This window comes from Agrobacterium sp. 22094 (genome assembly GCF_052046015.1).
Classification (GTDB): domain Bacteria; phylum Pseudomonadota; class Alphaproteobacteria; order Rhizobiales; family Rhizobiaceae; genus Agrobacterium; species Agrobacterium cavarae.
The window spans coordinates 203,434-226,513 of record NZ_JBQEPX010000002.1; the positions used below are offsets into that span (position 1 = coordinate 203,434).

The window sequence follows — 23,080 nt, forward strand, 5'->3', positions numbered from 1 at the left end:
AGCGAATGTGCGGCCTGTGCGGTGCGCTTGGCGCGGCGGATCATTGGAGCAGCGGCGGCAAAGGCGTTGCGTCGATGACGCCTGCCGCCGAGCGCTACCGTCAGGCCAGCGCCGTCAATGCAGTCCTCACTCATTTTGGCCTGCGGTTGAAGGTCTGGAATGATCGGTATGTTCTCACCGGCCGCACGGGAAAAAGTGCCGTCGTAGACCATCTGGGCCAATTGTGGCCATTGGCTGAGGCTTTTGCCGGCGAGGTGATCGACCCTCTCGATCCAACGCTTCTGTCGAAAATGCGGGAGGCGTGATGCCATCTGGCGCTCAACCACCCATCGTCGTCAACGTCCTCACCGGCTTTCTGGGCTCAGGCAAGACGACCCTGCTTAACGCGTTGCTGTCGGGTCCCGATCTTTCCAACACCGCCGTGATCATCAACGAATTCGGCAGCATCGGCCTCGATCACCTGCTGGTTGAGACAATCGAGGACGACACTGTCCTTCTGCAGAGTGGGTGCATCTGCTGCACAATCCGCGGCGATCTCAAGCAGGCGATCCTGTCGCTCTTCGAAAAGCGCAAGTCAGGTCGTATAGGGTCTTTCACCCGGCTCATCATCGAGACAACAGGACTTGCCGACCCGGCCCCGATCGTCGCCACGCTGACGGCTGATCTGATGTTGAAATATCATTTTTCGATGGGCAACATCGTCACCGTCGTCGAGGTTCCGAATGGCCAACACAACATTGAGACCTATACCGAAAGCGCGCGGCAGGTCGCCGTCGCCGATCGACTTGTCATCACCAAGACGGACATTGCCGAGCCCGATGCGATAGCGGCGCTCATCGCCAAGCTGTCGACCATGAATCCGACGGCCAGCATTGAAATCAGTGATCCTGCCAATCCTGCTGCGAGCCTGATCCTGACGGAGGACATCCACGACCTTTCAGCCCGGCCAGCCGAAGCAAGGCGTTGGGTCGCAGCGGAGCGCTACCATGACCATGCGCATGCACCGTTTCAGGACGTCAACGCGCATGGGGCGATCCGCGCCATATCCCTAACCACGCCCAACGCCGTCTCATGGCCGCGGTTTTCGACATGGCTCTCGTTGCTGGTCAACAGGCATGGCGAGAAGCTCCTGCGCGTCAAGGGCATCATCGGCGTCGACGGACATGAGACGCCGGTGGTGATCCACGGCGTTCAACATCTCATCCACCAGCCCGTCCACATGGCCGCCTGGCCAGCAGAGGACCGCATAAGCGTTCTCGTCTTTATTGTCGATGGCGACATCGGGGATATCGCCCAATCCTTTGCCGCCTTCGTCGAGGCCGATCCGCTTGCAGTCTCAACCTCTCCGAAGCAGGCGGAACGATAGCCACGCCTCGCCCATCGAGCGCCAAGCGCGCGGCTTCGCTGCGGATCAGCTTCGCAAAACCACCGATCAAACAGCCAGGAAACCACCGTCGATCGGCAAAATGGCACCGGTTATCATCTTGCTGTCGTCAGAGAGCAGGAGTGCGATGCTCTCTGCCACTTCCTCCGCTTCAGCGAAGCGATTAAGCGGATGGCGAACCATCATCGGCTGGCTCTTCACCGGATCGTTCCATGCTTCCGCAGCAAGTTCGGTCAGCGTGATGGTGGGGGCGACCGCGTTGACGCGGATGCCATGGGGACCAAGCTCCTTGGCGAGCACGCGTGTCGCGCCCTCAAGCCCCGCCTTGGAGGCCGCGTAGCAAAGGTGATCCTGAAACCCGCGGTGACCGGCAATCGACGTGATGTTGACGATCGCACCACCACCGCCATTTGCGACGCGTGCCCGGGCAAACTCCTGGCAGGTGATGATGGCGGCGCGCAGATTGATGCCGAGCACAGCTTCATAGCCTGCATCGGTCATATTCAATACGCTTTCCAACACATTGATCCCGGCGCTGTTGATCAGAAAATCGCAGGTGCCTGCCTCTGCCATCGCAGCACGAGTGGCGACGGCATCGGCGAGATCGGCGCGGATCGAACGTCCGCCAATTTCGGCTTTCAAGCTGTCGAGATCGGACTGCGTCCGGCTGATCGCCACGACCTCTGCACCGCGTGCCGCCATGAGGCGGGCACAGGCGCGTCCAATCCCTTTGCCAGCTCCGGTGATGATGACGGACTTTCCAGAAAACTGCATGGTATCCTCGCGTAATGCGGCCGCGTTGGCCTGCTGATCTTTGACTTCGACGGTATTCAGGAATGGGTATTGGAGCGAATGGCGCGGGCTGCATTCTGCAGCGCCAGGAACGCTTCGTAGCGCACGTCATGCACCTCGCGAAACGCGGCCTCTGGCGAGGCAAGGTTTTTAACCCGAGACATCTTCGGCATGGCCGACGAAAGATCCGGGAAAGTTCCTGCCGCAACTGCGCCAAGCATAGCCGAACCAAGAAGAACCGGCTCTTCGCATTCCGTCAACTCGACGGGCATGCCGGTTGCGTCAGCCAGCAATTGCTGGGCAAGCGGATGGGCACCGGCGCCGCCGCTGACGCTGATGGTTTCCACCGGGGCACCGTGTCGGGCCTGCGTCTCGATGATCTGGCGAAGCCCGTATCCGAGGCCAAGAAGTCCAGCGACATAAAGCGCAACTAGCGAATCCACCCCTGTCTCCATACCGTAACCAGCGATGACCGCGCGCGCGTGAGGATCGGCGAACGGTGCGCGGTTACCGAGAAATTCCGGCACCACATGAAAATCCCTGGCGATATCCGCTGCGGCAGAAGCCGACGTAGCTAAGCTCAACGCGCGATCGGCGAGCCAGACCGGCAAGGCCTTGCCCTCATTGTTTGCGCGCTCTTTCGCCTCCGTAAACGCCGGGTGCAGTTGCACCAGATAATCGATGGCAGCACCTGCGGCGGACTGCCCGCCCTCATTCAACCAGGCGCCTGGAACCATGGCAGAATAATACGGACCCCAGACACCTGGTACAAAAGCAGGTTCGGCGGTGGTCGTCATGGTGCAGGATGAGGTGCCAAACACATAACCGAGGCATCGCGAGGCGTCTCCGCCTGCCGCGACCGTCCCCACCCCGCCAGCATGCGCGTCGATCAGACCGGCGGCGACAGCGGTGCCGGGGCGTAACCCCATTGCCTTCGCGGACTCATCCGTCAGCCCGGCGCCGAGCGCAGTGCCTGGATGGACGACGTTTTGACCAATGCGACGGAAGCCCTGCTCCGCCAAGTCCCCGAGACCGATGGCATTGAAATAATCAGCGTCCCACCGATCCTCATGGGCAATATAGGTCCATTTGCAGGTCACGGTGCAGGCAGAGCGGTCGAGCGATCCGGTGGCCTTCCATGTCAGGAAATCCGTCAGATCGAAAAAGTGCGCGGCGCGGGCGTAAACACGAGGGCTGTTTTCCTTAAGCCATAGGAGCTTGGGCGTCTGCATCTCTGGCGAAATGCGCCCGCCGACATATTGCAAGACGGCGTGGTTGCCGGCATTGATCCGCTCAGCCTGTCCAACCGCGCGGTGGTCCATCCAAACGATGATGTCCCGCTCAGGATGGTCGGGGGCGCCAACCGGAAGCGTCTCACCGTCCGGACCGCAGACCACAAGCGAACACGTTGCATCGAAACCGAGACCCGTCACGTCTACCGGATCGATACCGGCTCGCGAAACGCTTTCCCGGACGCTCTCGCAAACCGCTTGCCACACCTCACCGCTTGTTTGCTCGGCAATACCGCCATCTTGCCGGTGCATTGAGATCGGCCGTTTGGCCGTTGCGAGAAGCTTACCTTCCACATCGAAGACACCTGCCCGAGCAGATCCGGTGCCGACATCGACGCCAATCAGGTAGGAAGCCATTTGCAATACTCCTCGAGCGGATCACACAACACATGATAGAAGCGGCTGAACCCATTGATGTGACAGCCGCCACTCGATTATCAGACGCGATCAAAGTTGGTCGGCAGAACCAGCATGTCGCGGATGGTGACGGTGCGCTTGCGCGTCAGCATGTAGACAATAGCATCGGCCACTTCGCTTGCGTCGATGAGGCTACCCGATTCCTTGGCCTTGCGGAGGTTTTCCTCCGGCCAGTCTGCCAACAGCGCGGAGACAACCGGACCGGGCGAGACCTGGGCGACACGTACGCCGTGCGGGATCATCTGGCGGCGCATGCCCTGGACGAAGCTGGTAATCGCCCACTTGGAACCGGAATAGACAGGCTCCCAATAGGTGGGGAAGTGTCCGGCAATCGAGCAGGTAACGATGATATCGCCAGTCTTGCGCTCCGACATGTGCGGCACGACGGCGTGGACATTCTTCATGACGGCGTTGACGTTGAGGTTCAGCATCTTGTCGATGGCTTCCGGTGTGGTCTCCGTCAGGTCACCGCCGATGTAAGTCCCGGCATTGCAATAGAGAATGTCGATGTGATCGACCTTTGCCAGGATTTCGGGGATCATGGCGTTGCAGCTGTCGGTATCCAGAAGATTGGTGACCTGCGCAATGGCACGCTCGCCAAGCTTTGCGACAAGCTCATTCAAGGCCTTCTCGTTCCAGTCGACCATGACCACGGTGGCGCCCTGCTCCAAGAGCGCCTCGGTGGTAGCAAGCCCGATACCGGAGGCGGCACCGGTGATGACCGCGATTTTGCCTTGCAGCAATTCAGACATTTAGTTCTCCTGCGTTATGGAAAGGTTGTCGGCTGACCTAGCGCCACTCGCGCCCGATGTAGATGGCCAGCAGAATGATGAAGCCCTTGATGACGTCCTGCAGATAGGGGTTGATGCCCATCAGGTTGAGGCCGTTATTAAGAATGCCAAGCAGCACGGCGCCGATCAGCGTGCCGAGGATGAGCCCGCGGCCACCGGCGATCGCCGTCCCCCCAAGCACCACCGCAGCGATCGCATCCAGCTCGAAACCAACGCCGGCATTGGGCTGACCGCTCATCAGGCGACCGGTCAGAATGAGTGCGGCAAGGGCGGCGGTGACACCTGAAATGCCATAGACGGCGAGCTTGACGCGCTGCGTTTTCACTCCCGAAAGCCGGGCTGCGAGCTCGTTGCCGCCAAGGGCGTAGACGTGACGGCCAAAGGCGGTTCGCTGGAGAAGGACCCAGGCGATGGCGTAGATGACGACCATGATGACAACGGGGACTGGAACGACACCGATGCGACCGACACCGAACCAGGAAATCCAGCTCGGAATGCCGCTGACCGGATACCCTCCGGAATAGATGAGGCCAAGACCACGCGCCATTCCCATTGTCGCCAGCGTGACGATGATGGCTGGCATTTTTCCCCAGGCGACGAGTGCGCCATTGAATATGCCGATACCGAGCCCAATGAAGAGTCCGGCAGGCAGCGCGATCGAAGCCGGCAATCCGGTATTGACCATCAATCCCGCCGAGAGCGTTCCCACAAGCGCCATGACCGCGCCGACGGACAAGTCGATGCCGCCGGTCAGGATGACGAAAGTCATGCCGACGGCAAGGATGCCAACGACGGACACCTGCCGAAGCACGTTCATGATGTTGTTGACGCTGAAGAAATTGTCGCTCGCAAGACCCATCAGGATCGAGACGACGATCAGACCTGCGAGCGGCAATGCCAGCGGCGAATGCAGCAGGCCGCTCAGTTTGAAGCCGCCCGTCTTCGCGGCAACGCCGGTGTTAGCATCAAGCGACATGTTCAACTCTCCCGGTGGTAGCGTTTGTCATTATTGTTTCGGAATTGATATCTTCGCCCTGAAGCGTGGCGACGATGCCGCCGGAGCGGAAGACGCAGACCCTGTCGGACATGCCGATCACCTCGGGCAGTTCCGACGAGATCATGATGATGGAGTGGCCGCTCGCGGCGAATGCCCGCATCAGCGCGTAGATCTCGGCTTTTGCGCCAACGTCGATGCCGCGCGTAGGCTCGTCGAAGATCAGCACCCGCATGTCATGGTTCAACCAGCGGGCAATCACGATCTTCTGCTGATTGCCACCGGATAGGGTGTCAACGCGGGCATAGGGTCCCTGCGCCTTGACCTGCACCTGCGCCATTGCTTTCTTCGTGTGCTCCAGTTCCTTCTTCAGGTCGAGGAACCAGTGGGCTTTCCGATATTTGCGGTAGTTGTTCAGCGAAATATTTTGAAGGATGGAGAAGCTGGTAATCAGCCCCTCCTCCTTTCGGCTTTCCGGCAGCAGACCGATTCCGCGGATCAGCGCATCATCAGGACCGGAAAACCGTGTTTCCGAGCCATCAAGTTTTATTCTGCGCCGTGAAGCCGAGTGCGCGCCAAGCATGGCGAGCACCGTTTCCGAGCGACCCGAGCCAACCAGCCCCGCGAAGCCGAGGATCTCTCCCTTGCGCAGTGAAAACCGCGAGACAGGCCCGCCCTTCTTCAGCTGGAGTTCTTCAACATCGATCACCACCTCGGCCGACGGATCAAGCTTCGGCTTTTGCGGGAAACTCGCCTCGATGCGTCGGCCCACCATCATTTCAACCAGGCGGTCATTGTCCACCTCGGATGTCATGCAAGACCCGATGAGCTCGCCGTCACGCAGAACGGTGATGCGGTCACAGATTTCGAAAATTTCCTCGAGATGGTGCGAAATGAAGATGATCGCCACACCCTGACGACGCAGCTCTCGCATGACATTGAACAGGTGCTCGGTCTCGGACGGAGTGAGCGTTGCCGTCGGCTCGTCGAGCACCAGAATGCGCGCATCCAGAGAAAGCGCCTTTGCAATTTCGACGAATTGCTGCTGGGCGACCGAGAGCCGATTGACCGGCACGTCGAGTGGAACATCCACCACCAAGCGGCTCATGATCTCGGCAGCCCGCTTGCGCATGGCGCCCTTGTTCAAAAGGCGAAGCGGCCCGCGGATCTCACGGGCAAGGAACATGTTCTCTACGGCGTTGAGATAGGGGATCAGGCTGAATTCCTGAAAGACGATGCCAATCCCGGAAGCAATCGCCTCGTCATAATTGGCGAATTGCCGCTCTCTTCCGTCGATGCGGATCCTCCCGTCGGAGGGCTGCAAAATGCCGCAGAGAATTTTCATCAAGGTCGACTTGCCGGCACCGTTTTCGCCGAGAAGCGCGTGCACCTCACCGGGGCGTGCCTGGAGGTCGACGCCGCGCAGGACCTCGATTTTGCCGAAGCTTTTTCTTATTCCGTTCAGTTCGAGCACTCTACCCTCCTCAATGGTCGGGATTTAGAGCGCCGTGCGTCTTTCAGGACGCACAAAGGACGCTCTAATGTCTTTAGATCCAAGCGTCCCGCCCCCGCCTAAGCGGGGACGGAGCCTGGGAGGAGTTATTACCAGCTGAATTCGCTGGCGTTCTTGCTGTCCACGACCATGACGTCGATCGGCACTTCCTTCGGCACAACGCGTGCACCCCATTTCTGAGCAAGCGCCATGGCAAGTCCAACGCGGACCTGGTCACGTGGGAACTGCGCCGTCGTTTCGATGAAAGGCGTACCGTCGGCGATGGCCTTCACCGCTTCGGGAGCGCCGTCCACGGAGGTCAGCTTGATGTCCTTGCCGGAGCCCTGGATCGCCGAAAGCGCACCCATGGCACCGCCATCATTCACGGAGAAGATACCCACGAGGTTCGGGTGCGACTGGATCATGTTCTCGACCACGCCAAGAGCAACGGAGCGATCCTGACGACCGTTCTGCGTGTCGACGAGCTTGATGTCCTTGAATTCCGCCAGTGCGGCCTTGCAGCCTTCGACGCGTTGGAGGATCGGCACGACCGGAATACCGTCGAGGATCGCAACCTCGCCCTTGCCGCCAACGGCTTCACCGAGATGTTTGCAGGACATGTAGCCCGCATCGCGGTTCTTCGAACCCACGAAGGTGTCGACCGGACCGTTTGCATTGGCATCGACAGCGACGACGATGACACCTGCGGCTTTGGCTGCATGAACGGCGGCTTCTATGCCCGCGCTGTCGGTTGGGTTCAGAAGAAGGATGTCGATCTTCTGCTGAAGCATATCTTCGACGTCGGAAATCTGCTTTGCAACATCATGGCCGGCGTCGGTTACGACGACATCGGCTCCGATGCTCGCTGCGGCTTCCTTCAGCGCTTCCTGCATGGACACGAAGTAAGGGTTGTTCAACTCCTGAAACGTCATGCCGATCTTCAGCTTTTCCTGTGCCAGAGCCGGAGCGGCCATCAGTGCGAGGGCGGCTGTCGCCATCAGAAACTTTGACTTCATTTTCATATTACTCTTCCTCCCGTTGGAATTTGGGCAGCAACTACCCGTTTCCGGACAGTCGTCTGTCCGAATTGATGAAATCTGCGATGTGCCGGTGGGTTATTCCGCCATGACTGCCGCCTTTTGGGCCGCGAATATGGTTCGGAACCTCGACGGCGACATTCCCTTCAGTTTCAGGAAATGCCGGTTGAAATTCGAAAGGTTGGAGAAGCCCACGTCGTAGCAGACTTCGGCAACCTTGACGTCCTGATCCGCCAGCAGCATCTGACAGGCGAGATCGATCCTGAGTTGATTGCGGTAACGCACGAGCGTCGTGCCTGTGTGGCGCTTGAAGGCGCGTGAAAACGTGCTGGGGCTCTGGCCGACGATCTCAGCCAGATCAATTTCATCCACCTGCGCGGTCAGATGCTGGCGCAGATGCGACAGGGCGCGATTGATGCCGCTATCGCCAGTGCCTGCCAAGTCCAGCTCATAGCTGAGACTGGCCAGAACCTCGGGAGATGGCGCTTTGACCAGAAGGTCAAGAATTTCCCAGAAGAGCGCGAGGCGCGTAAGCCCCTGCGCTTCGATCAACCTTTCGATCAAAGGCCGGACGCGATTGCTCGTCTCATCGTCAAACAGAATTCCGCGGCGGCTGCGTTCCAGCAGACTGCGGACCGGTTCCATCTCCGACATGCATGCACTGGCTTCTTCTATGAACGCTTCCGGAAACTGGATCACGAGAGAGCGCGTCGGAACGATTTCCTCGGGCTCTATCTCGCTGATCCAGTTCTGGGGGAGATTGGGGCCGGTCATGATCAGCTGGCCGGGGTCGAAGCGTCCGACAAAGTCGCCGATATAGAAGGTGCCGGACGTGGCCACGACGAGGTGGATTTCGTATTCGGGGTGGTAATGCCAGCGAACCGTACGGAACGGGTAGCCATGCCGCCAAGCAGCGAAAGACTCGCCCTTGCGAATGTGGACCAGTTCCAGATCGGGCTGCATCATGGCTCCTCCCTCACGCACGTCCGCCTCAAGTCGAAACGAGACCATTCCTCTCATGGCTCGTCCCAGGCGTTGAGATGGAGCATAGGCGCGGCCGGAGCTATTACTCCACCTCACGCCGTAGAAATTGCTGATACTTTTTTGACTGCTCTATGCTGAAAAAGGAATAGCAGTGCATTGAACCTAACAATGAACACCAATCCTACACCGATTTTAGCCAACAACTTCGCGTGATATGTTCACAAGCCGTGCAACGGCACGATGAAAGGCTAAAATTTTCGCGTTTCCAGAGGCGGCTACACTGGCGCATGGCTTATACTTTTTCGCGCATCCGGTGATGGATAATCATCAGAAAAGCATCGGCGGTAAAATGCCGGACTATCATCGGAGGCCCCTATACGCGCGTCGTGCACCTGTCATCAGTCAGAGTGGACAGGCTGTGACACAGTCCTCATAGTGTGACCAAATCGTTTTGCGGTGGACCCACATGGGCTCGCGGGGTGTCGCGTCCCACTGCCATTGGTCGTCGTGGCAATTAGAAGGATAGGACAAATGCAACCGAGACTTCTCAGCCGAACTTTTCTAGCCCTTACACTCTGCACCTCCGTGGCCTCGGCACAACAGGCGTCCGACACCGTTGCCCCGGAAAAAGCGACGGCGGTTGCAACGGCTCAACGCGTGGAAGCCAAAAGCTTTATGGTCGCGGCGGCCAATCCGCTCGCGGCTGAGGCGGGGCGTGATGTGATTGCCAATGGCGGGAACGCGATTGATGCAATGGTTGCGGTGCAGACCGTGCTCGGTCTTGTCGAACCGCAGAGTTCCGGTCTCGGCGGCGGTGCGTTTCTCGTCTACTACGACGCAAAAAGCGGGAAGCTGACCACCTTCGATGGCCGGGAGACGGCACCCATGGAGGCCACCCCGACACTCTTTCTCGACGCGAAAGGCCAGCCCCTGAAGTTCATGGACGCCGTGGTGGGCGGCCGCTCGGTTGGTGCACCTGGAACCGTCCGCCTTCTCGAGGACGTCCACAAACGCTTCGGCAAAGCGGAATGGGCAAACCTCCTGAAGCCGGCCGAGACCCTGGCAACACAAGGCTTCCGGGTATCGCCACGCCTCGCCTCCCTGGTTGCCTCCGAGGGTGACCGGTTGAAGACCTACAAGGAGACCACGTCCTATTTCTTCGATAGCTCGGGCGCGGCTTTGAAGGCAGGCACCGTGTTAAAAAATCCATCATACGCAGACACGCTTGCGCTTCTCGCGAAAGATGGTGCTGACGCATTCTACAAGGGGAAAATTGCGGAGGACATCGTCAAGACCGTGCGGGAAGCCACCGGCAATCCCGGCGTACTTTCGCTCGCCGACCTTTCCAATTATCGTATCATCGAGCGAGAGCCGGTCTGCTTCACCTATCGCGCTCTCGATGTCTGCGGCATGGGCCCGCCGTCGTCAGGAGCAGTCGCCGTCAGCCAAATCCTCGGCCTCTCGGAGAATTTCGATCTCAAGGCTTTGGGGCCACAGAATGTGGAAAGCTGGCGCATTATCGGCGATGCCCAACGTCTTGCCTTTGCCGACCGTGAACGTTACGTGGCCGATCCAAACTTCGTGCCGTTGCCGATCAAGGGCCTGCTCGACAAATCCTATCTGGGTGAGCGCGCAAGGCTGCTGGATGGTGACAAGGCCTTGAGCAAGGATGCGGTCAAAGCCGGTGAACCTGGGTGGGACCACGCGCTCCTCTTCGGCCGGGATGCGGCACTGGAATTGCCGTCCACCAGCCACTTCGTCATCGTCGACAAGGAAGGCAACGTCGTTTCCATGACGACAACGATCGAAAACGGATTTGGCTCGCGTCTGATGACCAACGGCTTTCTCCTCAACAATGAGTTGACGGACTTTTCCTTCAAGACCCATGACGGCGGCCTGCCGATTGCCAATCGGGTCGAGCCTGGAAAGCGGCCGCGCTCATCGATGGCACCAACCATCGTGATGAAGGACGGAAGACCACTGCTCGCCATCGGCTCGCCAGGTGGCAGCCAGATCATCGGATATGTGGCGCAGGCGCTGATTGCCTATATCGACTGGGGTATGCCCGTTGAGGAGATCGTGGCCCAGCCGCATCTCATCAATCGCTTCGGGACCTACGATATCGAGGCCGGTACCAAGGCGGAAGACATGGCTGAACCTCTCAAATCACTCGGGTACGACGTGAAGCCGGGCGAGATGAATTCCGGCTTGCACGCCATCGAGATCACCGGCAAAGGCTTGATTGGCAGCGCCGATCCACGCAGAGAAGGCGTTGCCGTAGGGGAATAAGAGCGACCTCGAAGGCTCATTTCGATTGGCCAAAAGCACCAATGGGAAACTGAGACGCACTTTTTCTGCCATGCCTCAGCCAATTGAGCGAAGGGTGCGCTCAGCACCGATCGCTCTTGCTGGTCATCCGATATTGGGCTCAGATCAGATCGCGGTCAAAGCGCTCGTCCCACTGGCGCGTCTTGACCAGCGTTCCATTCTCGAATGCTGACAACTCTCCGGCCAGGTAGAATGTGTTCTCGTCCGAGCGCATTTCTGTCCGGCTTTCGATTTTTATCTGCCAGCCGTCACGCCCCATTTCATAGGTTTGGGTCAGCACGTATTTCGCCGATAGCGGGTCGTCGTCCTTGACGGTCAATTCGCGGCGAAGACTGTGACTGAGTTGAGTATCGATCTCGTCGAAGCGGATGACACCCTCGCCGAACAAGCCCCCCACGCCCTCCGTGATGTAGGTGTTGATTCCGGTTTCATGGTCCTGTTCGGTCCAGCGCCTGACGGTGCCGGCATCGACCTGCGTCATCGGAGTCGACGGCCCGTGAGCGGGTGAATCGAAACGCACTTTCGTCTCATGTGATGGCGCACGAACAGGGAGCTCAAGTCTGCTCTCCGCCACGGAGATGCTGAGCGTCGCATTGTGTGGTGACGTCCAGACCATTGGCCAATAGGCGGTTGCGATGGCGAGTTGAACGCGATGACCTCTGGCAAATCGATAGCCGCAATCGTTGAGCTTGATCGCTACATCGTAAAACTTGCCCGCTTCCAATGCTTCCGGCTCTTCATGGCTATCACGATGGGTCAGGTTGAAGACCTTATAGCTTACCCGCGTCACGCGGCCATCCGGCAGAACATCGTTCAACCGCAGCGATATTTGTGCTACCGGGCAATCTGCAGCAACGCGAAGGCGGACCGAAGGTGCACCCAACACATCGAGATCCTGTTCCAGTATCTCGGTTTCGAAAACGAGCGCGCCCCCATTATCAAGCCGCTGGTCTGTCGGGTGTTCGCCTGGGCAACCCGTTGCCATCCATTCGCCACCTGCTTTTCCGTGGCTCTGCGGAGAACGGATTTGCAGGATCGCTGCCTGCGATGCGTTTCCGCCAAGGCGACGATCAGCGCCAAGATCGAACTGCTTTGCAGTTATCTCAGGCGATGGCCATTCTGCTTCACCAACCCACCGACCCTCCGTCGTGGTGCGCGTGCCTGTGGGTTCGATCGTGTCACAGACAAACGCACGCAGCATGGGCTCGTCCATGACGCCGGTCTCTTCACCCTTGAGCCACTGATACCACCAGCGGGTTGCCTCCTGAAGGAAGCCGATGGCAGGACCTGGAACACCATCCTGAGGGTAAATGTGCCCCCAGGGGCCGATGATCCCGCGACGTGGAACTTGAAGGTTTTCCAATAGTCGGGACACCGGATTGGTATAGCTGTCGGCCCATGCCCCGATTGCCAGCACCGGGCACTCAATGGCGCTCCAGTCTTCACAAACGGATCCGTGTTTCCAATAGTCGTCATAACGCTGATGTTCGAGCCAAAGAGCGGGGAAGAAAGGGAGCTTGTCGAGCCGTTCCAGCCACTGCTCTCTCCACACGTCGCCGACGATCTTTGGATCAAGAGGCCGGCTCTGGTAGGCCAGCATGATTGTGCCCCACCACAAATTATCATTGAGCAGCAAACCGCCCATGTAATGGATGTCGTCCGTATAACGATTATCTGTCGAGTAGGCGGTGATGATCGCCTTCAGCGCGGGAGGTCTGCGCGCTGCCACCTGCAAACTGTTGAAGCCGCCCCAGCTTTTTCCCATCATCCCAACGTTGCCGCTGCACCAGGCTTGGCGGGAAATCCAGTCAATCACTTCAAGCGCGTCATCCTGCTCCTGCTTCAGATATTCATCCGCCATATGTCCATCGGACTCGCCCGTCCCGCGCATATCGACGCGAATGGCCGCGTAGCCCTGGCTTGCGAAATAGCCATGCATCGGCTCGTCGCGCCCACGAGTACCGTCGCGCTTGCGGTAGGGAATATATTCAAGGATTGCCGGGACCGGCGATTGTTCCGCGTCTTCCGGCAACCAGAGCCGCGCCCCAAGGCGCGTACCATCGCTCAAGGGAATCCAGATGTGTTCTTGGACATGCACTGTCATTTCAAATATTCCAGTCAGATTAGGCGCCGTACCGGGACTCCAGTAGCGACGACAGGATTTTGAACGGCGATCCGAGATCGCCATCGTCCTCAAGCGGCGGGGATTGCGCGTTTTGCCAGCACCCCATCAAGCCAGTCTCGTCGCAGTTCCGGCACTGAGGTAATGAGCTGCTCGGTGTAGGGCTTGTAAGGCGGGGCAAAAACATCTGCGGTTATGCCCGTTTCAACGATCACGCCATGCTGCATCACCATCGTCCGGTCCGCCAGTCTGCGAACGACACCCAGATCATGGGTTATGAACAGATAGGAGACAGACAATTCATCCTGCAACGAGCGCAGCAATCGCAAGATCTCTTCTGCCACGAGGGGGTCGAGCGCAGACGTGACCTCATCGCAGATGATGAGATCGGGACGCGCTGCAAGAGCGCGGGCGATACAGACGCGCTGCTTCTGACCGCCCGAAAGCGCCTTTGGAAGTCGCTCGGCAAAGTCTCGCGGTAGTCCGACAAGATCGAGCAACCGTCCGACCTCAGAAGCGCGCTGATCGTCTTTCATGTTGAAATAAAATGACATGGGACGACTGATGATGTCGCCAACCGTCTGTCGCGGATTGAGGGCCACATCCGGTAGCTGATAGACGAGTTGTATACGGCGCAGCTCTTCCCGGCTGCGCTTCTTGTAGCTATCGGCCAGCCTGTGTCCGGCGAGTGAGATCACTCCCGACGAATGAGGCGGTAGACCCGCGATGACGCGTGCGAGCGTGGACTTGCCCGACCCGGATTCGCCGACAATGGCGAGAGTCTCACCGCGGCGCAGCGTCAGATCGACATTGTCCAATACCTTTTTGCGCCCGTAATGAGCGGTCACGTCACGCACATCCAGCAAGACCTCGCCACTTTCGTGGTGAAGCCCTTGCCCCGCCATGCTCGTTTCGCGTTCCGAGACGAGACGCTTGGTGTATTCTTCCTGAGGATGCTCGAGGATCTGCTCGGCGCTCCCCTCCTCTACCCGCTTTCCATGGCGCAAGACCGTGATGCTATCGGCCACCTGCGCCACCACCGCCAGGTCGTGCGTGATATAAAGGGCTGCAGTCTTGTACCGCTGGATAAGATCGCGCAGCAGTGCGAGAACCTCGATCTGCGTCGTGACGTCCAGAGCCGTGGTCGGCTCATCCAGCACGAGGATGTCTGGGCGGCATGACATCGCCATGGCAACCATGGCGCGCTGCAACTGACCACCGGAAACCTGATGCGGGTAGCGACTGCCGAAATTGCGAAAATCCGGCAGTTGCAGCGCCTCAAGCAGCTCCAACATCCAGGCTTGTGCCTCCTGCCGGTTCATGATGCCGTGATAGAGAGGCCCCTCGATGATCTGATCGCCGATTTTCATCGCCGGATTGAAAGCCGCAGCAGCACTCTGTGCGACATAGGCGATACGCGCGCCACGCACCGCCTCACGTCCAGCGCGGCCGATCTTCATCAAAGAGATTCCATCGACGACGATCTCGCCGTCAACGATGCGGCAGCCATTTCGACCGTAGCCCATGGCGGCGAGGCCTATCGTGGATTTCCCCGCCCCCGATTCACCAATGAGGCCTTTGACCTCACCGCGTGACAGGTCGAGATCAATGCCATCGACCAGAATGGTGCCGTTGGGAGCTGCGACCTTAAGGCCACGGATTTGAAGGACCTTGTCTTCGCTCATCGATCCGCTCCTTGAATAGCGCTACGTCCCGCCAGCAACCAGTCGACCACAAGATTGATGCCGATGGTCAGGATGGCGATTGCGGCAGCGGGATAAAGCGGCGCATAAAGGCCGTAAAGAATAGCCTGCTGATTATCTTTCACCATACCGCCCCAGTCTGCGAAAGGCGGCTGAATACCGAGGCCAAGAAACGACAGGCCGGCAACGAAGAGAAAGGTGAAGCAGAAACGCAGACCGAATTCCGCAATAAGCGGCGGCAGCGCATTCGGCAGGATTTCCTTGAAAACCAGCCACAACAGACCTTCGCCCCGCAGACGTGCGGTTTCGGCATATTCGAGAACATTGATCCCTTGCGCAACGATGCGTGCCAGACGAAACACGCGTGTCGAGTCCAGGAGAGCGATGGTGACGATGAGAACCGGAATTGACGATCCCAACGCTTGCAAGACGACCAAGGCCGAGATCAACACCGGAATACACATGACGGTATCAACGATGCGCGAGAGGATGGTGTCGAGCCAGCCGCCGAAAATAGCGGCGATGAAACCAAGCGTGATGCCGATGGTAAACGACAACAAAGATGCGGCGAGCGAAACGCCGATGGACATCTGCGCGCCAGCGAGAATGCGCGACAGCATGTCCCGGCCATTCTGATCGAGACCGAACCAGTGGGCAGCCGAAGGCGGATCGAAGGGCGATCCAACGATCTCCTCCTGCCCGAAAGGCGCGATATGGGGGCCGGCCAAGAACAGGATAATGTTGAGTGAAATGATGAACAGACCGATCCATGCCGTCGGTGAAACAGTACGCAGGAATTTCATCGGGCATGCCTCAGGCGCGGATTGAGCGCGATGGCCGTAACGTCGGCAATAATGTTCAAGATGACGTAGGCGGTGCCAAACACGAGCGCCGCCGCTTGCACCAGCGGTAGATCGCGTTTCGAAACGGCATCGACCATGAAGCGACCAAGCCCGTTGTAATTAAACACCGCCTCGACCAGAACGACGCCGGTAATCAGGTAGGCGATATTGAAGGATACGACATTGACGATCGGTGCCGCGGCATTGGGAAGCGCGTGGCGGAGAACGGCGCGCTTCGTGCGTAGACCCTTCAGATAAGCGGTCTCCACATAGGCCTGATCCATGACGGCTAGGACCGCCGTCCGGGTCATTCGCAGCATCTGGGCAACCGTTACCAGAACAAGCGTCAGAGCCGGAAGCGTCGTCGCCTTCAGCCAGTCTGCCATGCTCATTCCCGGATATGTGTCCGCAAGGCTCGGCAGGAGATTGTATTGCACGGAAACGAACAGGATCAGTAGCAAGCCGAGGAAGTACTCGGGAAGCGACACAAAGGCGAGGGCAGCGATATTGACGGCCCGGTCGAAGACAGTGCCTCTCCAGATCGCGCTTAACAGCCCCAGGAGAACGGCAACCGGCACGGAGATCACGGCAGCGTAGAACGCAAGTGCCATCGTGTTCCAGAACCGTGGCCACAGAAGATCCGCGACGGGCTGACGGTTGGCGAGAGAATTGCCCAGGTCACCGGTTACAAACCCGCCGAGCCAGGCAAAATATCGATGCAGTAGCGGTTGGTCGAGACCGAGGTCCGTGCGCAGCACTGCTAGAGACTCGGGCGTTGCATTCTGTCCGAGTATTGCCGACGCCACGTCACCGGGAAGAAGCTGCGTGCCGGCGAAAATAAGCGCCGACACGAGCAGTAGCGTCAGAATACCCAAAGCAATGCGCTTCAGGATAAGAATAGTCATTACGCGTCCAACCATACCTTTTCAGCGAGACGAGCACCCATGAAGTTGAACATGGGGTGCGTGGTGACGCCTTTGAGCTTTTTGGAGGTGGCGTCGAGATAATCGCCGAACATCGGGATCATTGCGCCGCCCTCGTTCGAGATCAGCGCCTGAAGCTCGGCATAGATTTCCTTGCGCTTGGCATCGTCCAGAAGTGCGCGGGCTTCAATCAGCTTCTTGTCGAAGGTCTCGTTTTTCCAGTGCGTATCGTTCTGTGCCGAGGTGGACTGGTACGCAATGGTCAGCATCTGGTCGGCAGTCGGACGTCCGCCCCAATAGGACATGCAGAACGGCGCCTTCATCCAGACATTGTCCCAGTATCCATCCGCTGGCTCGCGCTTGATCGACACATCGATCCCGCTCTTGGCAGCGCTGGTGCGGAAAATCGCTGCTGCGTCGACCGCGCCGGAAAAAGCAGCGTCCGAGGCCGAAATCTCGACCTTCAACGTATCGAGCCCAGCCTGCTTCAGATAGAACTTGGACTTCTCGGGGTCGTAAGGGCGCTGCGGGAGGTCGGCCGCGTAAAAGCGATCGGAACTTGGGATCGGATGATCGTTACCGAGGCGGCCATAGCCACGCAGGGCGGTCTTCAAAAGCTGCTCGCGATCGATCGCATGCTTGATTGCGAGGCGGACATTGTTGTCCTTATAAGGCGCCTGCGTGCAATCCATCAGGAATGTGAAATGCTGGCCACCAGCCGACTGGACGATGTTGAGGTTAGGGTTGCGACGCAGGAGATCGACGGTCTTGAAATCGAGCTGGTTGATCGCATGAACCTGACCCGACATCATGGCATTGGTGCGCGCAGCGATATCATTGATGACGATCACTTCGACGGCGTCGACATGCGCGGCGTTCGGCTTCCAGTAGTTGGGGTTACGCGTGAAACGCGACCGGACGCCGGGATCGTAGCTTTCGAACACGAACGGCCCCGTACCGACAGGTTTGTTGAAATCCGTCCATCCTTCGGGAACGACAAGGAAGTGGTAGTCGGAGAGAATGTAGGGAAGGTCGGCGTTGCCGCTTTCAAGGACGATCTTGATTTCGCTGTCTGAGACTTTCTCGACGCTTTTCAGCGCAGACGCGATCGAACGCGCTGCAGAGGTGGTCTCGCCGCGGTGGAGATTGATCGAGTAAATCACATCTTCGACCGTCAGCGCCTTGCCGTTATGGAAGGTCACCCCTTGGCGCAGCTTAAACACCCACTCCTTGGCACCCGGCTGCGCTTCCCAGCTTTCGAGCAATTCTGGAACCGCGTGATTGTTGGCGTCGATCTCGACAAGACCATTCATGATCATGAAGGCCTGATTGACGGGAACCCAGTCCTTCAAGATGCGCGGATCGAGATTGTCTGTCGTGCTACCGCCGCCGATACCAAGTTTCAGCACGCCCCCTTTCTTCGGCGTTTGAGCGTCTTGGGCGCTGGCCTGTGTGATGAAGCCAGCAGAAAGCGCCGTCAGACCGGCAGCGCCAATGAGGAAGCTACGTCGGTCGAGCGAAAAGGAAGATGGGGAGTGTGTCATGGTGCAGTTCCCTGTTTTTATCATCGCCGTTCATGGGACGGCTCTCGGGGGCTTGGCCTATCGTACTCAGCGGTTCGGCACTAGAGACGCAGCCGTAAGCTGGGGTATGATTTTTGCGCATGGGGTCATGAAATCAAAGCGTATCCGCTTGTTTGCGAAGCGGAGTACACGAGCGTCGCCGGAATGAGCCGGCGTGGCCAGGCGTCTATAATAGGCGGTTACGGAGTGCGTATAAATGGGGCTTGCGGACATTGTTGGCCTTGCAGGAGCAATTTTCTATCTCATCGCATATGCCCTGCTGCAATTGCGCATTCTGAGCGTTGAAGACGGTCGCTACACCATTCTCAACATCCTAGGCGGCGTTCTCCTGATCTATTCGCTGATATGGAATTTCAATCTTGGCTCCCTGATTTCGCAGGTGGCGTGGCTGATATTCACTTTGATCGGTTACGCACGCTTCATGCTGGATCGTCGGCGCAGAGCGCGTGTGGTGCAAGCGTAACGAAAATCAGCGCGCTGTCGCCTTGTTGTTTGCAATCAGCCAGTCGGCCACTTCGCGCACGATCTTTCGCTGATGTCGGTCAGCAGGCCGCATGAGATAAAATCGTCCTTCGGATCGCATCGTGTGGCTATGCACCGGAACGAGGACACCGCTGTCCAGTTGATCGCGGATGAGCCATGTCCAGCCGAGCGTCGTGCCGAGACTCTGGGAGGCAGCGGCGACACACAGACCGTAATCTCCAAGTTTCCAGTGCACTGCATCCTGCGGCGGGGACATCTTTGATGATCGCCACCAATCTCCCCAATCCTGCCACTCGCGCATGGAGTCTTCAATGGAAATGAGGACCGGCGCCTTCTGCTCTTCCAGCAACAATGCGCCAGCGCCAGAGACCGGGACCACCTCTTCCTGGCCGAGCTCAGAGAGCCAAACCCCGATCGGTCTTTCTTTGCGGTAGAAGATTGCAAGATCGAATTCGTCGAGCCGCAAATGCGCAACGTCGTCGGTAACGCGCAGCCTGAGTTCAAGCCCCGCAATATCGTTCTTCAGTTTCTTGAGGCGAGGCATAAACCACTGATCGGCGATCCCTCTGGAACAGGCGATCGTGATCTGGCTGGCCCCCGTCCAGGAGCGAACACCATCCGTTACACTTGCGATATCTAGGATCAGTCGGGAGACATCAATCGAATAATTCTCACCAACCGTCGTCAATCGCACGCCTGTCGGCACCCGTTCGAACAGTTTCGAGCCGATGAATGCTTCCAGCTTGCCGATTTGGCGACTGACCGCGCTTTGGGTCAGGCCGAGTTCGACGCCTGCACGGGAAAAACTACCGAGACGCGATGCCGCTTCGAAAACAACCAGCGCTTCAAGTGGCGGCAATCTAGAAAAGGTCTGCATTTTGATCCCTGACGTTGCCGGATCAAATACATCCACAACGCGGGATCATCAACGTCGTTATTGACTTAGGCGGCAAGCTCACATGCATGAACGCATGGCTTGCCACCTAAGCTTATCGCTTCGCCTCAGCGGCCTGAAACTCGGATCGCACCGGCATCACCAAAACTGCGCTGAACGGCCTGCAGCTGGTCGGCTGCAATATCGACCGACACTTCGATCTCACCTTCGTGGGGAGCGTCGGCGCGCTTCACGTCGCCGCGTGACGATTCCGTTCCGGTGGTGTTTTCGTCGGAAGCCGACTGGATGAAGATATCTGGGCGAGCAATGCCGTGCTGCTGCACCAAATGTTCGACAGCAAGGTCGGCGGCCTCGCGGGTTTCGAATGTCGCGCGAATGGTACTGGTGGCGTTGTCGGCCATGACGGATCTCCCTGAGACATAGTGAGTAGGTCAAACTCCCCATCGGTCCGCTGGTTTCATCAACGCAACAAACTTCTGGCCGCGATGTCTTGGCGCATGCCACCACACATGCTATGTTCTTCTTTTGTTCGAAACAGCTTCTCTGGCCTCCATGAGCTTCAACGACCCCTCGCCGCTTCGCAAGATCATCCATGTGGACATGGACGCATTCTACGCGTCTGTCGAGCAGCGTGATAATCCTGATCTTCGCGGAAAGCCTCTCGCCGTGGGCGGTGCTGCGGCGCGTGGCGTCGTGGCGGCGGCGAGCTACGAGGCGCGCGCCTTTGGCGTGCATTCAGCCATGCCCTCCGTGACCGCAGCCCGAAAGTGCCCCGACCTGATTTTCGTCAGACCACGCTTCGAAGTCTACCGCGCCGTCTCGCAGCAGATCAGAGAGATATTTGCCGAATACACGTCATTGATAGAACCGCTATCGCTTGATGAAGCCTATCTGGATGTCACTGAAAATTTGAAGGACATGCCGATCGCGACTGAGATTGCGCTGGAAATCCGCGAAAAGATCAAAGAGGTGACTGGCCTCAATGCATCCGCCGGGATTTCCTATAACAAGTTTCTCGCCAAGATGGCGTCGGACCTCAACAAGCCCAACGGTCAGGCGGTAATCACGCCCAGGCGCGGGCCTGCATTCGTCGAGGGCCTCGCGGTGAAGAAGTTTCACGGCGTTGGACCGGCAACTGCGGAGAAGATGCGCAGATTGGGGATCGAAACCGGCGCCGATCTCAAGGCGCAGACCCTGCAGTTTCTGACACATCACTTCGGCAAGTCGGGGCCATATTTCTATGGCATCGCGCGTGGCATCGACGAGCGCCGGGTCCGACCCGACCGTGTGCGAAAATCAGTCGGTGCTGAAGACACTTTCATGCAGGATATTGATGACCTCAATCTGGCCACCGACGAGTTGAAGCCACTTGCCGAGAAGGTCTGGAGCTACTGCCAGGCCAAAGGTTTCAGCGGCAAGACCGTCACCGTGAAGATCAAGTACTCCGACTTCACGCAAGCGACGCGCAGCAGAAGCAGCGCTGTCCCCTTCGCCAACGGCAACGCGATCCTCGAAACCGCTGCGGGACTACTTGCGACCGTCTATCCGTTCAAACGGTCCGTTCGCTTGCTCGGAGTCACTCTTTCCTCCCTCACCAACGAGAGCATTTCAGACGACGGGGAACAACCTCAGCTCGGCTTCGATTTATGATCAATGAAAGAGCCTAGGGAAGAGCTGAAGGTGTCAGTGCACCGCATCCGCGTGATTGATCTGGAGACCGCCGGCAACGGCGCCAACGACGTTTGCGAAATCGGCTGGCAGGATGTCGCACTTTTAGAAGGGGGACGTTGGGCGCTGACGAATGAGCGCGGCGCACTCTTCGTCAATCCCGGTCGCCCGATTACGCCCGACACCATGGCCATCCATCATATTCTCGACGAGCAGGTCGCGGACGCCCCGTTTTGGAAGGAAGTGGCGCCAAGCGTCTTGCGCCCCGAGGGAGGCGTGGTGGGCTTTGCAGCCCACCGCGCAGCCTTCGAACAGAGATACTGCACGGCTCGGCTGACGGGAGGATTGCCTTGGATCTGCACGTGGAAATGTGCGCTGCGGGTTTGGCCCGAGTTGCCGCGTTTTTCCAATCAGATGTTACGCTATCTGCGCATGCCGGAAGGGCTGGTGCATGAGATTGGCCTGCCAGCACACCGCGCCATGCCAGACGCCTATGTGACCGCCCATCACCTGCGCGATATGCTGAACGCCGCCTCGCTCGAGGAGCTATTGGCTTGGAGCACCGAGCCAGGGCTGCTGCCGCGCGTGCCTGCGGGTCCGGATCGCGGCAAAGGTTGGGACCGCCTGAGCACCGAAACGCTGATGGGTTATCTTCAAGACCGGGATAGCGATGTGCGCTTCAGCGCACAAACCGAGCTGACAAGGCGCGGTGAAATGGAAACGCAGCAGGACTTTGAACCGGCGCAGGGGTCGTTGCTGTGAGCAGTCGTGAAAAGCCCCTCTCCTACCCTGACACGCCGGATGGTCGGTACTTCGTGGTCCACGGGCGCCTCTGGCGCAAAAGCGATCCCGCTCTGGATGAAGAGACCAGGATACGGTTGGTCAAGGAACTGATGGCAGCGAGGCGAGCGGTTCGGCAAGCCAAGGGCGATCGTGTAGCGCTGGCGCAAGCGAGAGCGCGGGTCGACGAAGCCAAGATCGCTCTCGGCGAGAGGGGAAAGGTATGGTGGAATGATGGGGAGCCGGATCTTAATCGGCATCTCGTGAAGAACACAGCCTACGCGGCCTGGTTTTCGCAGCTTGCCGAAGAAGACCGTGCCAACGGTAACTGAGCAGATAGGGTGTCGGCTCAATTTCTGAATGCCTCGTCAAAAGGCCCCTAGGGTTCCAGTGCCTCCGTGTCACTCCCGTCGAGCGGATCGAGTTCGGTTTCTTCATCCGCGCTCGGCGGCATCCGGCTAAGATGCCTCAAAACCGAAAAGCTCGGCCGAGCCGCATCCAGTTTCAAACCGCGTGATCATGCCATGCTACGCAGTGCCCATCGCGTGCACCTCTCGCCCAATGCAAAAG

The 23,080-nt window shown here is 58.6% G+C and carries 21 protein-coding genes; 7 read left to right on the plus strand and 14 right to left on the minus strand.

Annotation, left to right across the window (positions count from 1 at the left end; translation table 11 throughout):
• The first annotated feature begins 5 nt into the window (after nt 1-5).
• Both ACTJK5_RS13415 and ACTJK5_RS13420 read left to right on the plus strand, forming a co-directional pair.
• The gene (locus ACTJK5_RS13415; RefSeq protein WP_062599859.1) at nt 6-305 is read left to right on the plus strand and encodes a hypothetical protein; all 300 of its coding nucleotides are present in this window, start codon (nt 6-8) and stop codon (nt 303-305) included.
• On the plus strand, nt 305-1,366 hold the full coding sequence (locus ACTJK5_RS13420; RefSeq protein ID WP_440612665.1) for a CobW family GTP-binding protein: 1,062 nt from the start codon (nt 305-307) through the stop codon (nt 1,364-1,366). Before ACTJK5_RS13415 ends, ACTJK5_RS13420 begins: the two co-directional genes overlap by 1 nt.
• A 66-nt stretch (nt 1,367-1,432) precedes the next feature.
• Here ACTJK5_RS13420 and ACTJK5_RS13425 read toward each other — a convergent pair whose 3' ends face one another.
• The 7 genes from ACTJK5_RS13425 to ACTJK5_RS13455 form a co-directional block, all read right to left on the minus strand.
• Nucleotides 1,433-2,158, minus strand: coding sequence for an SDR family oxidoreductase (locus tag ACTJK5_RS13425; RefSeq protein ID WP_062441351.1), 726 nt, complete (start codon nt 2,156-2,158; stop codon nt 1,433-1,435).
• Nucleotides 2,159-2,214: 56 nt separating this feature from the next.
• Nucleotides 2,215-3,825, minus strand: a complete 1,611-nt coding sequence (locus tag ACTJK5_RS13430) for an FGGY-family carbohydrate kinase (RefSeq protein WP_440612666.1) — start codon at nt 3,823-3,825, stop codon at nt 2,215-2,217.
• Between the two features lie 80 nt (nt 3,826-3,905).
• On the minus strand, nt 3,906-4,637 hold the full coding sequence (locus ACTJK5_RS13435) for an SDR family oxidoreductase (RefSeq protein WP_440612667.1): 732 nt from the start codon (nt 4,635-4,637) through the stop codon (nt 3,906-3,908).
• Nucleotides 4,638-4,674: 37 nt separating this feature from the next.
• Entirely contained in the window at nt 4,675-5,652 is a 978-nt protein-coding gene (locus tag ACTJK5_RS13440; protein ID WP_062441356.1) for an ABC transporter permease, read from the minus strand.
• On the minus strand, nt 5,642-7,144 hold the full coding sequence (locus ACTJK5_RS13445; RefSeq protein ID WP_440612668.1) for a sugar ABC transporter ATP-binding protein: 1,503 nt from the start codon (nt 7,142-7,144) through the stop codon (nt 5,642-5,644). The genes ACTJK5_RS13440 and ACTJK5_RS13445 overlap by 11 nt, the downstream gene beginning before the upstream one ends.
• Before the next feature lie 128 nt (nt 7,145-7,272).
• On the minus strand, nt 7,273-8,184 hold the full coding sequence (locus ACTJK5_RS13450; protein WP_440612669.1) for an ABC transporter substrate-binding protein: 912 nt from the start codon (nt 8,182-8,184) through the stop codon (nt 7,273-7,275).
• 93 nt (nt 8,185-8,277) lie between these two features.
• Nucleotides 8,278-9,162 carry an AraC family transcriptional regulator gene (locus ACTJK5_RS13455; RefSeq protein WP_062441914.1) on the minus strand — a complete coding sequence of 295 codons (885 nt, stop codon included), beginning with the start codon at nt 9,160-9,162 and terminating at the stop codon, nt 8,278-8,280.
• A 552-nt stretch (nt 9,163-9,714) separates the two neighbouring features.
• Between ACTJK5_RS13455 and ggt the strand changes: the two genes are divergently transcribed.
• Nucleotides 9,715-11,472, plus strand: a complete 1,758-nt coding sequence (gene ggt, locus ACTJK5_RS13460) for a gamma-glutamyltransferase (RefSeq protein ID WP_440612670.1) — start codon at nt 9,715-9,717, stop codon at nt 11,470-11,472.
• A 139-nt stretch (nt 11,473-11,611) separates the two neighbouring features.
• On the opposite strand, the gene ACTJK5_RS13465 is transcribed toward ggt, so the two are convergent.
• The 5 genes from ACTJK5_RS13465 to ACTJK5_RS13485 form a co-directional block, all read right to left on the minus strand.
• Nucleotides 11,612-13,615 (minus strand): CocE/NonD family hydrolase, encoded by a 2,004-nt coding sequence (locus ACTJK5_RS13465; RefSeq protein WP_440612671.1) that lies wholly within the window; start codon nt 13,613-13,615, stop codon nt 11,612-11,614.
• Nucleotides 13,616-13,704: 89 nt separating this feature from the next.
• Nucleotides 13,705-15,318 carry an ABC transporter ATP-binding protein gene (locus ACTJK5_RS13470; protein WP_440612672.1) on the minus strand — a complete coding sequence of 538 codons (1,614 nt, stop codon included), beginning with the start codon at nt 15,316-15,318 and terminating at the stop codon, nt 13,705-13,707.
• Nucleotides 15,315-16,139 (minus strand): ABC transporter permease, encoded by an 825-nt coding sequence (locus tag ACTJK5_RS13475; RefSeq protein ID WP_062424350.1) that lies wholly within the window; start codon nt 16,137-16,139, stop codon nt 15,315-15,317. Before ACTJK5_RS13475 ends, ACTJK5_RS13470 begins: the two co-directional genes overlap by 4 nt.
• Nucleotides 16,136-17,083: an ABC transporter permease gene (locus tag ACTJK5_RS13480; protein ID WP_440612673.1), complete on the minus strand. Its 948-nt coding sequence runs from the start codon at nt 17,081-17,083 to the stop codon at nt 16,136-16,138. The genes ACTJK5_RS13475 and ACTJK5_RS13480 overlap by 4 nt, the downstream gene beginning before the upstream one ends.
• Nucleotides 17,083-18,645 carry an ABC transporter substrate-binding protein gene (locus ACTJK5_RS13485; protein ID WP_113227216.1) on the minus strand — a complete coding sequence of 521 codons (1,563 nt, stop codon included), beginning with the start codon at nt 18,643-18,645 and terminating at the stop codon, nt 17,083-17,085. The genes ACTJK5_RS13480 and ACTJK5_RS13485 overlap by 1 nt, the downstream gene beginning before the upstream one ends.
• A gap of 235 nt (nt 18,646-18,880) precedes the next feature.
• Here ACTJK5_RS13485 and ACTJK5_RS13490 point away from each other — a divergent pair, with 235 nt between their 5' ends.
• Nucleotides 18,881-19,147 carry a CBU_0592 family membrane protein gene (locus tag ACTJK5_RS13490; protein WP_112953800.1) on the plus strand — a complete coding sequence of 89 codons (267 nt, stop codon included), beginning with the start codon at nt 18,881-18,883 and terminating at the stop codon, nt 19,145-19,147.
• A 6-nt stretch (nt 19,148-19,153) separates the two neighbouring features.
• Here ACTJK5_RS13490 and ACTJK5_RS13495 read toward each other — a convergent pair whose 3' ends face one another.
• Entirely contained in the window at nt 19,154-20,044 is an 891-nt protein-coding gene (locus ACTJK5_RS13495; RefSeq protein ID WP_112953802.1) for a LysR substrate-binding domain-containing protein, read from the minus strand.
• Nucleotides 20,045-20,169: 125 nt separating this feature from the next.
• On the minus strand, nt 20,170-20,463 hold the full coding sequence (locus tag ACTJK5_RS13500; protein ID WP_062441378.1) for a hypothetical protein: 294 nt from the start codon (nt 20,461-20,463) through the stop codon (nt 20,170-20,172).
• Between the two features lie 151 nt (nt 20,464-20,614).
• On the opposite strand from ACTJK5_RS13500, the gene dinB reads away from it, so the two are divergent.
• The 3 genes from dinB to ACTJK5_RS13515 are packed head-to-tail and all read left to right on the plus strand — an operon-like array spanning nt 20,615 to nt 22,842.
• On the plus strand, nt 20,615-21,712 hold the full coding sequence (dinB, locus tag ACTJK5_RS13505; RefSeq protein ID WP_112953804.1) for a DNA polymerase IV: 1,098 nt from the start codon (nt 20,615-20,617) through the stop codon (nt 21,710-21,712).
• Nucleotides 21,713-21,748: 36 nt separating this feature from the next.
• A complete protein-coding gene (locus ACTJK5_RS13510) occupies nt 21,749-22,492 on the plus strand; it encodes an exonuclease domain-containing protein (protein WP_440612674.1) in 744 nt (247 codons plus the stop codon).
• Entirely contained in the window at nt 22,489-22,842 is a 354-nt protein-coding gene (locus ACTJK5_RS13515) for a hypothetical protein (RefSeq protein ID WP_440612675.1), read from the plus strand. Before ACTJK5_RS13510 ends, ACTJK5_RS13515 begins: the two co-directional genes overlap by 4 nt.
• Nucleotides 22,843-23,080: the final 238 nt, after the last annotated feature.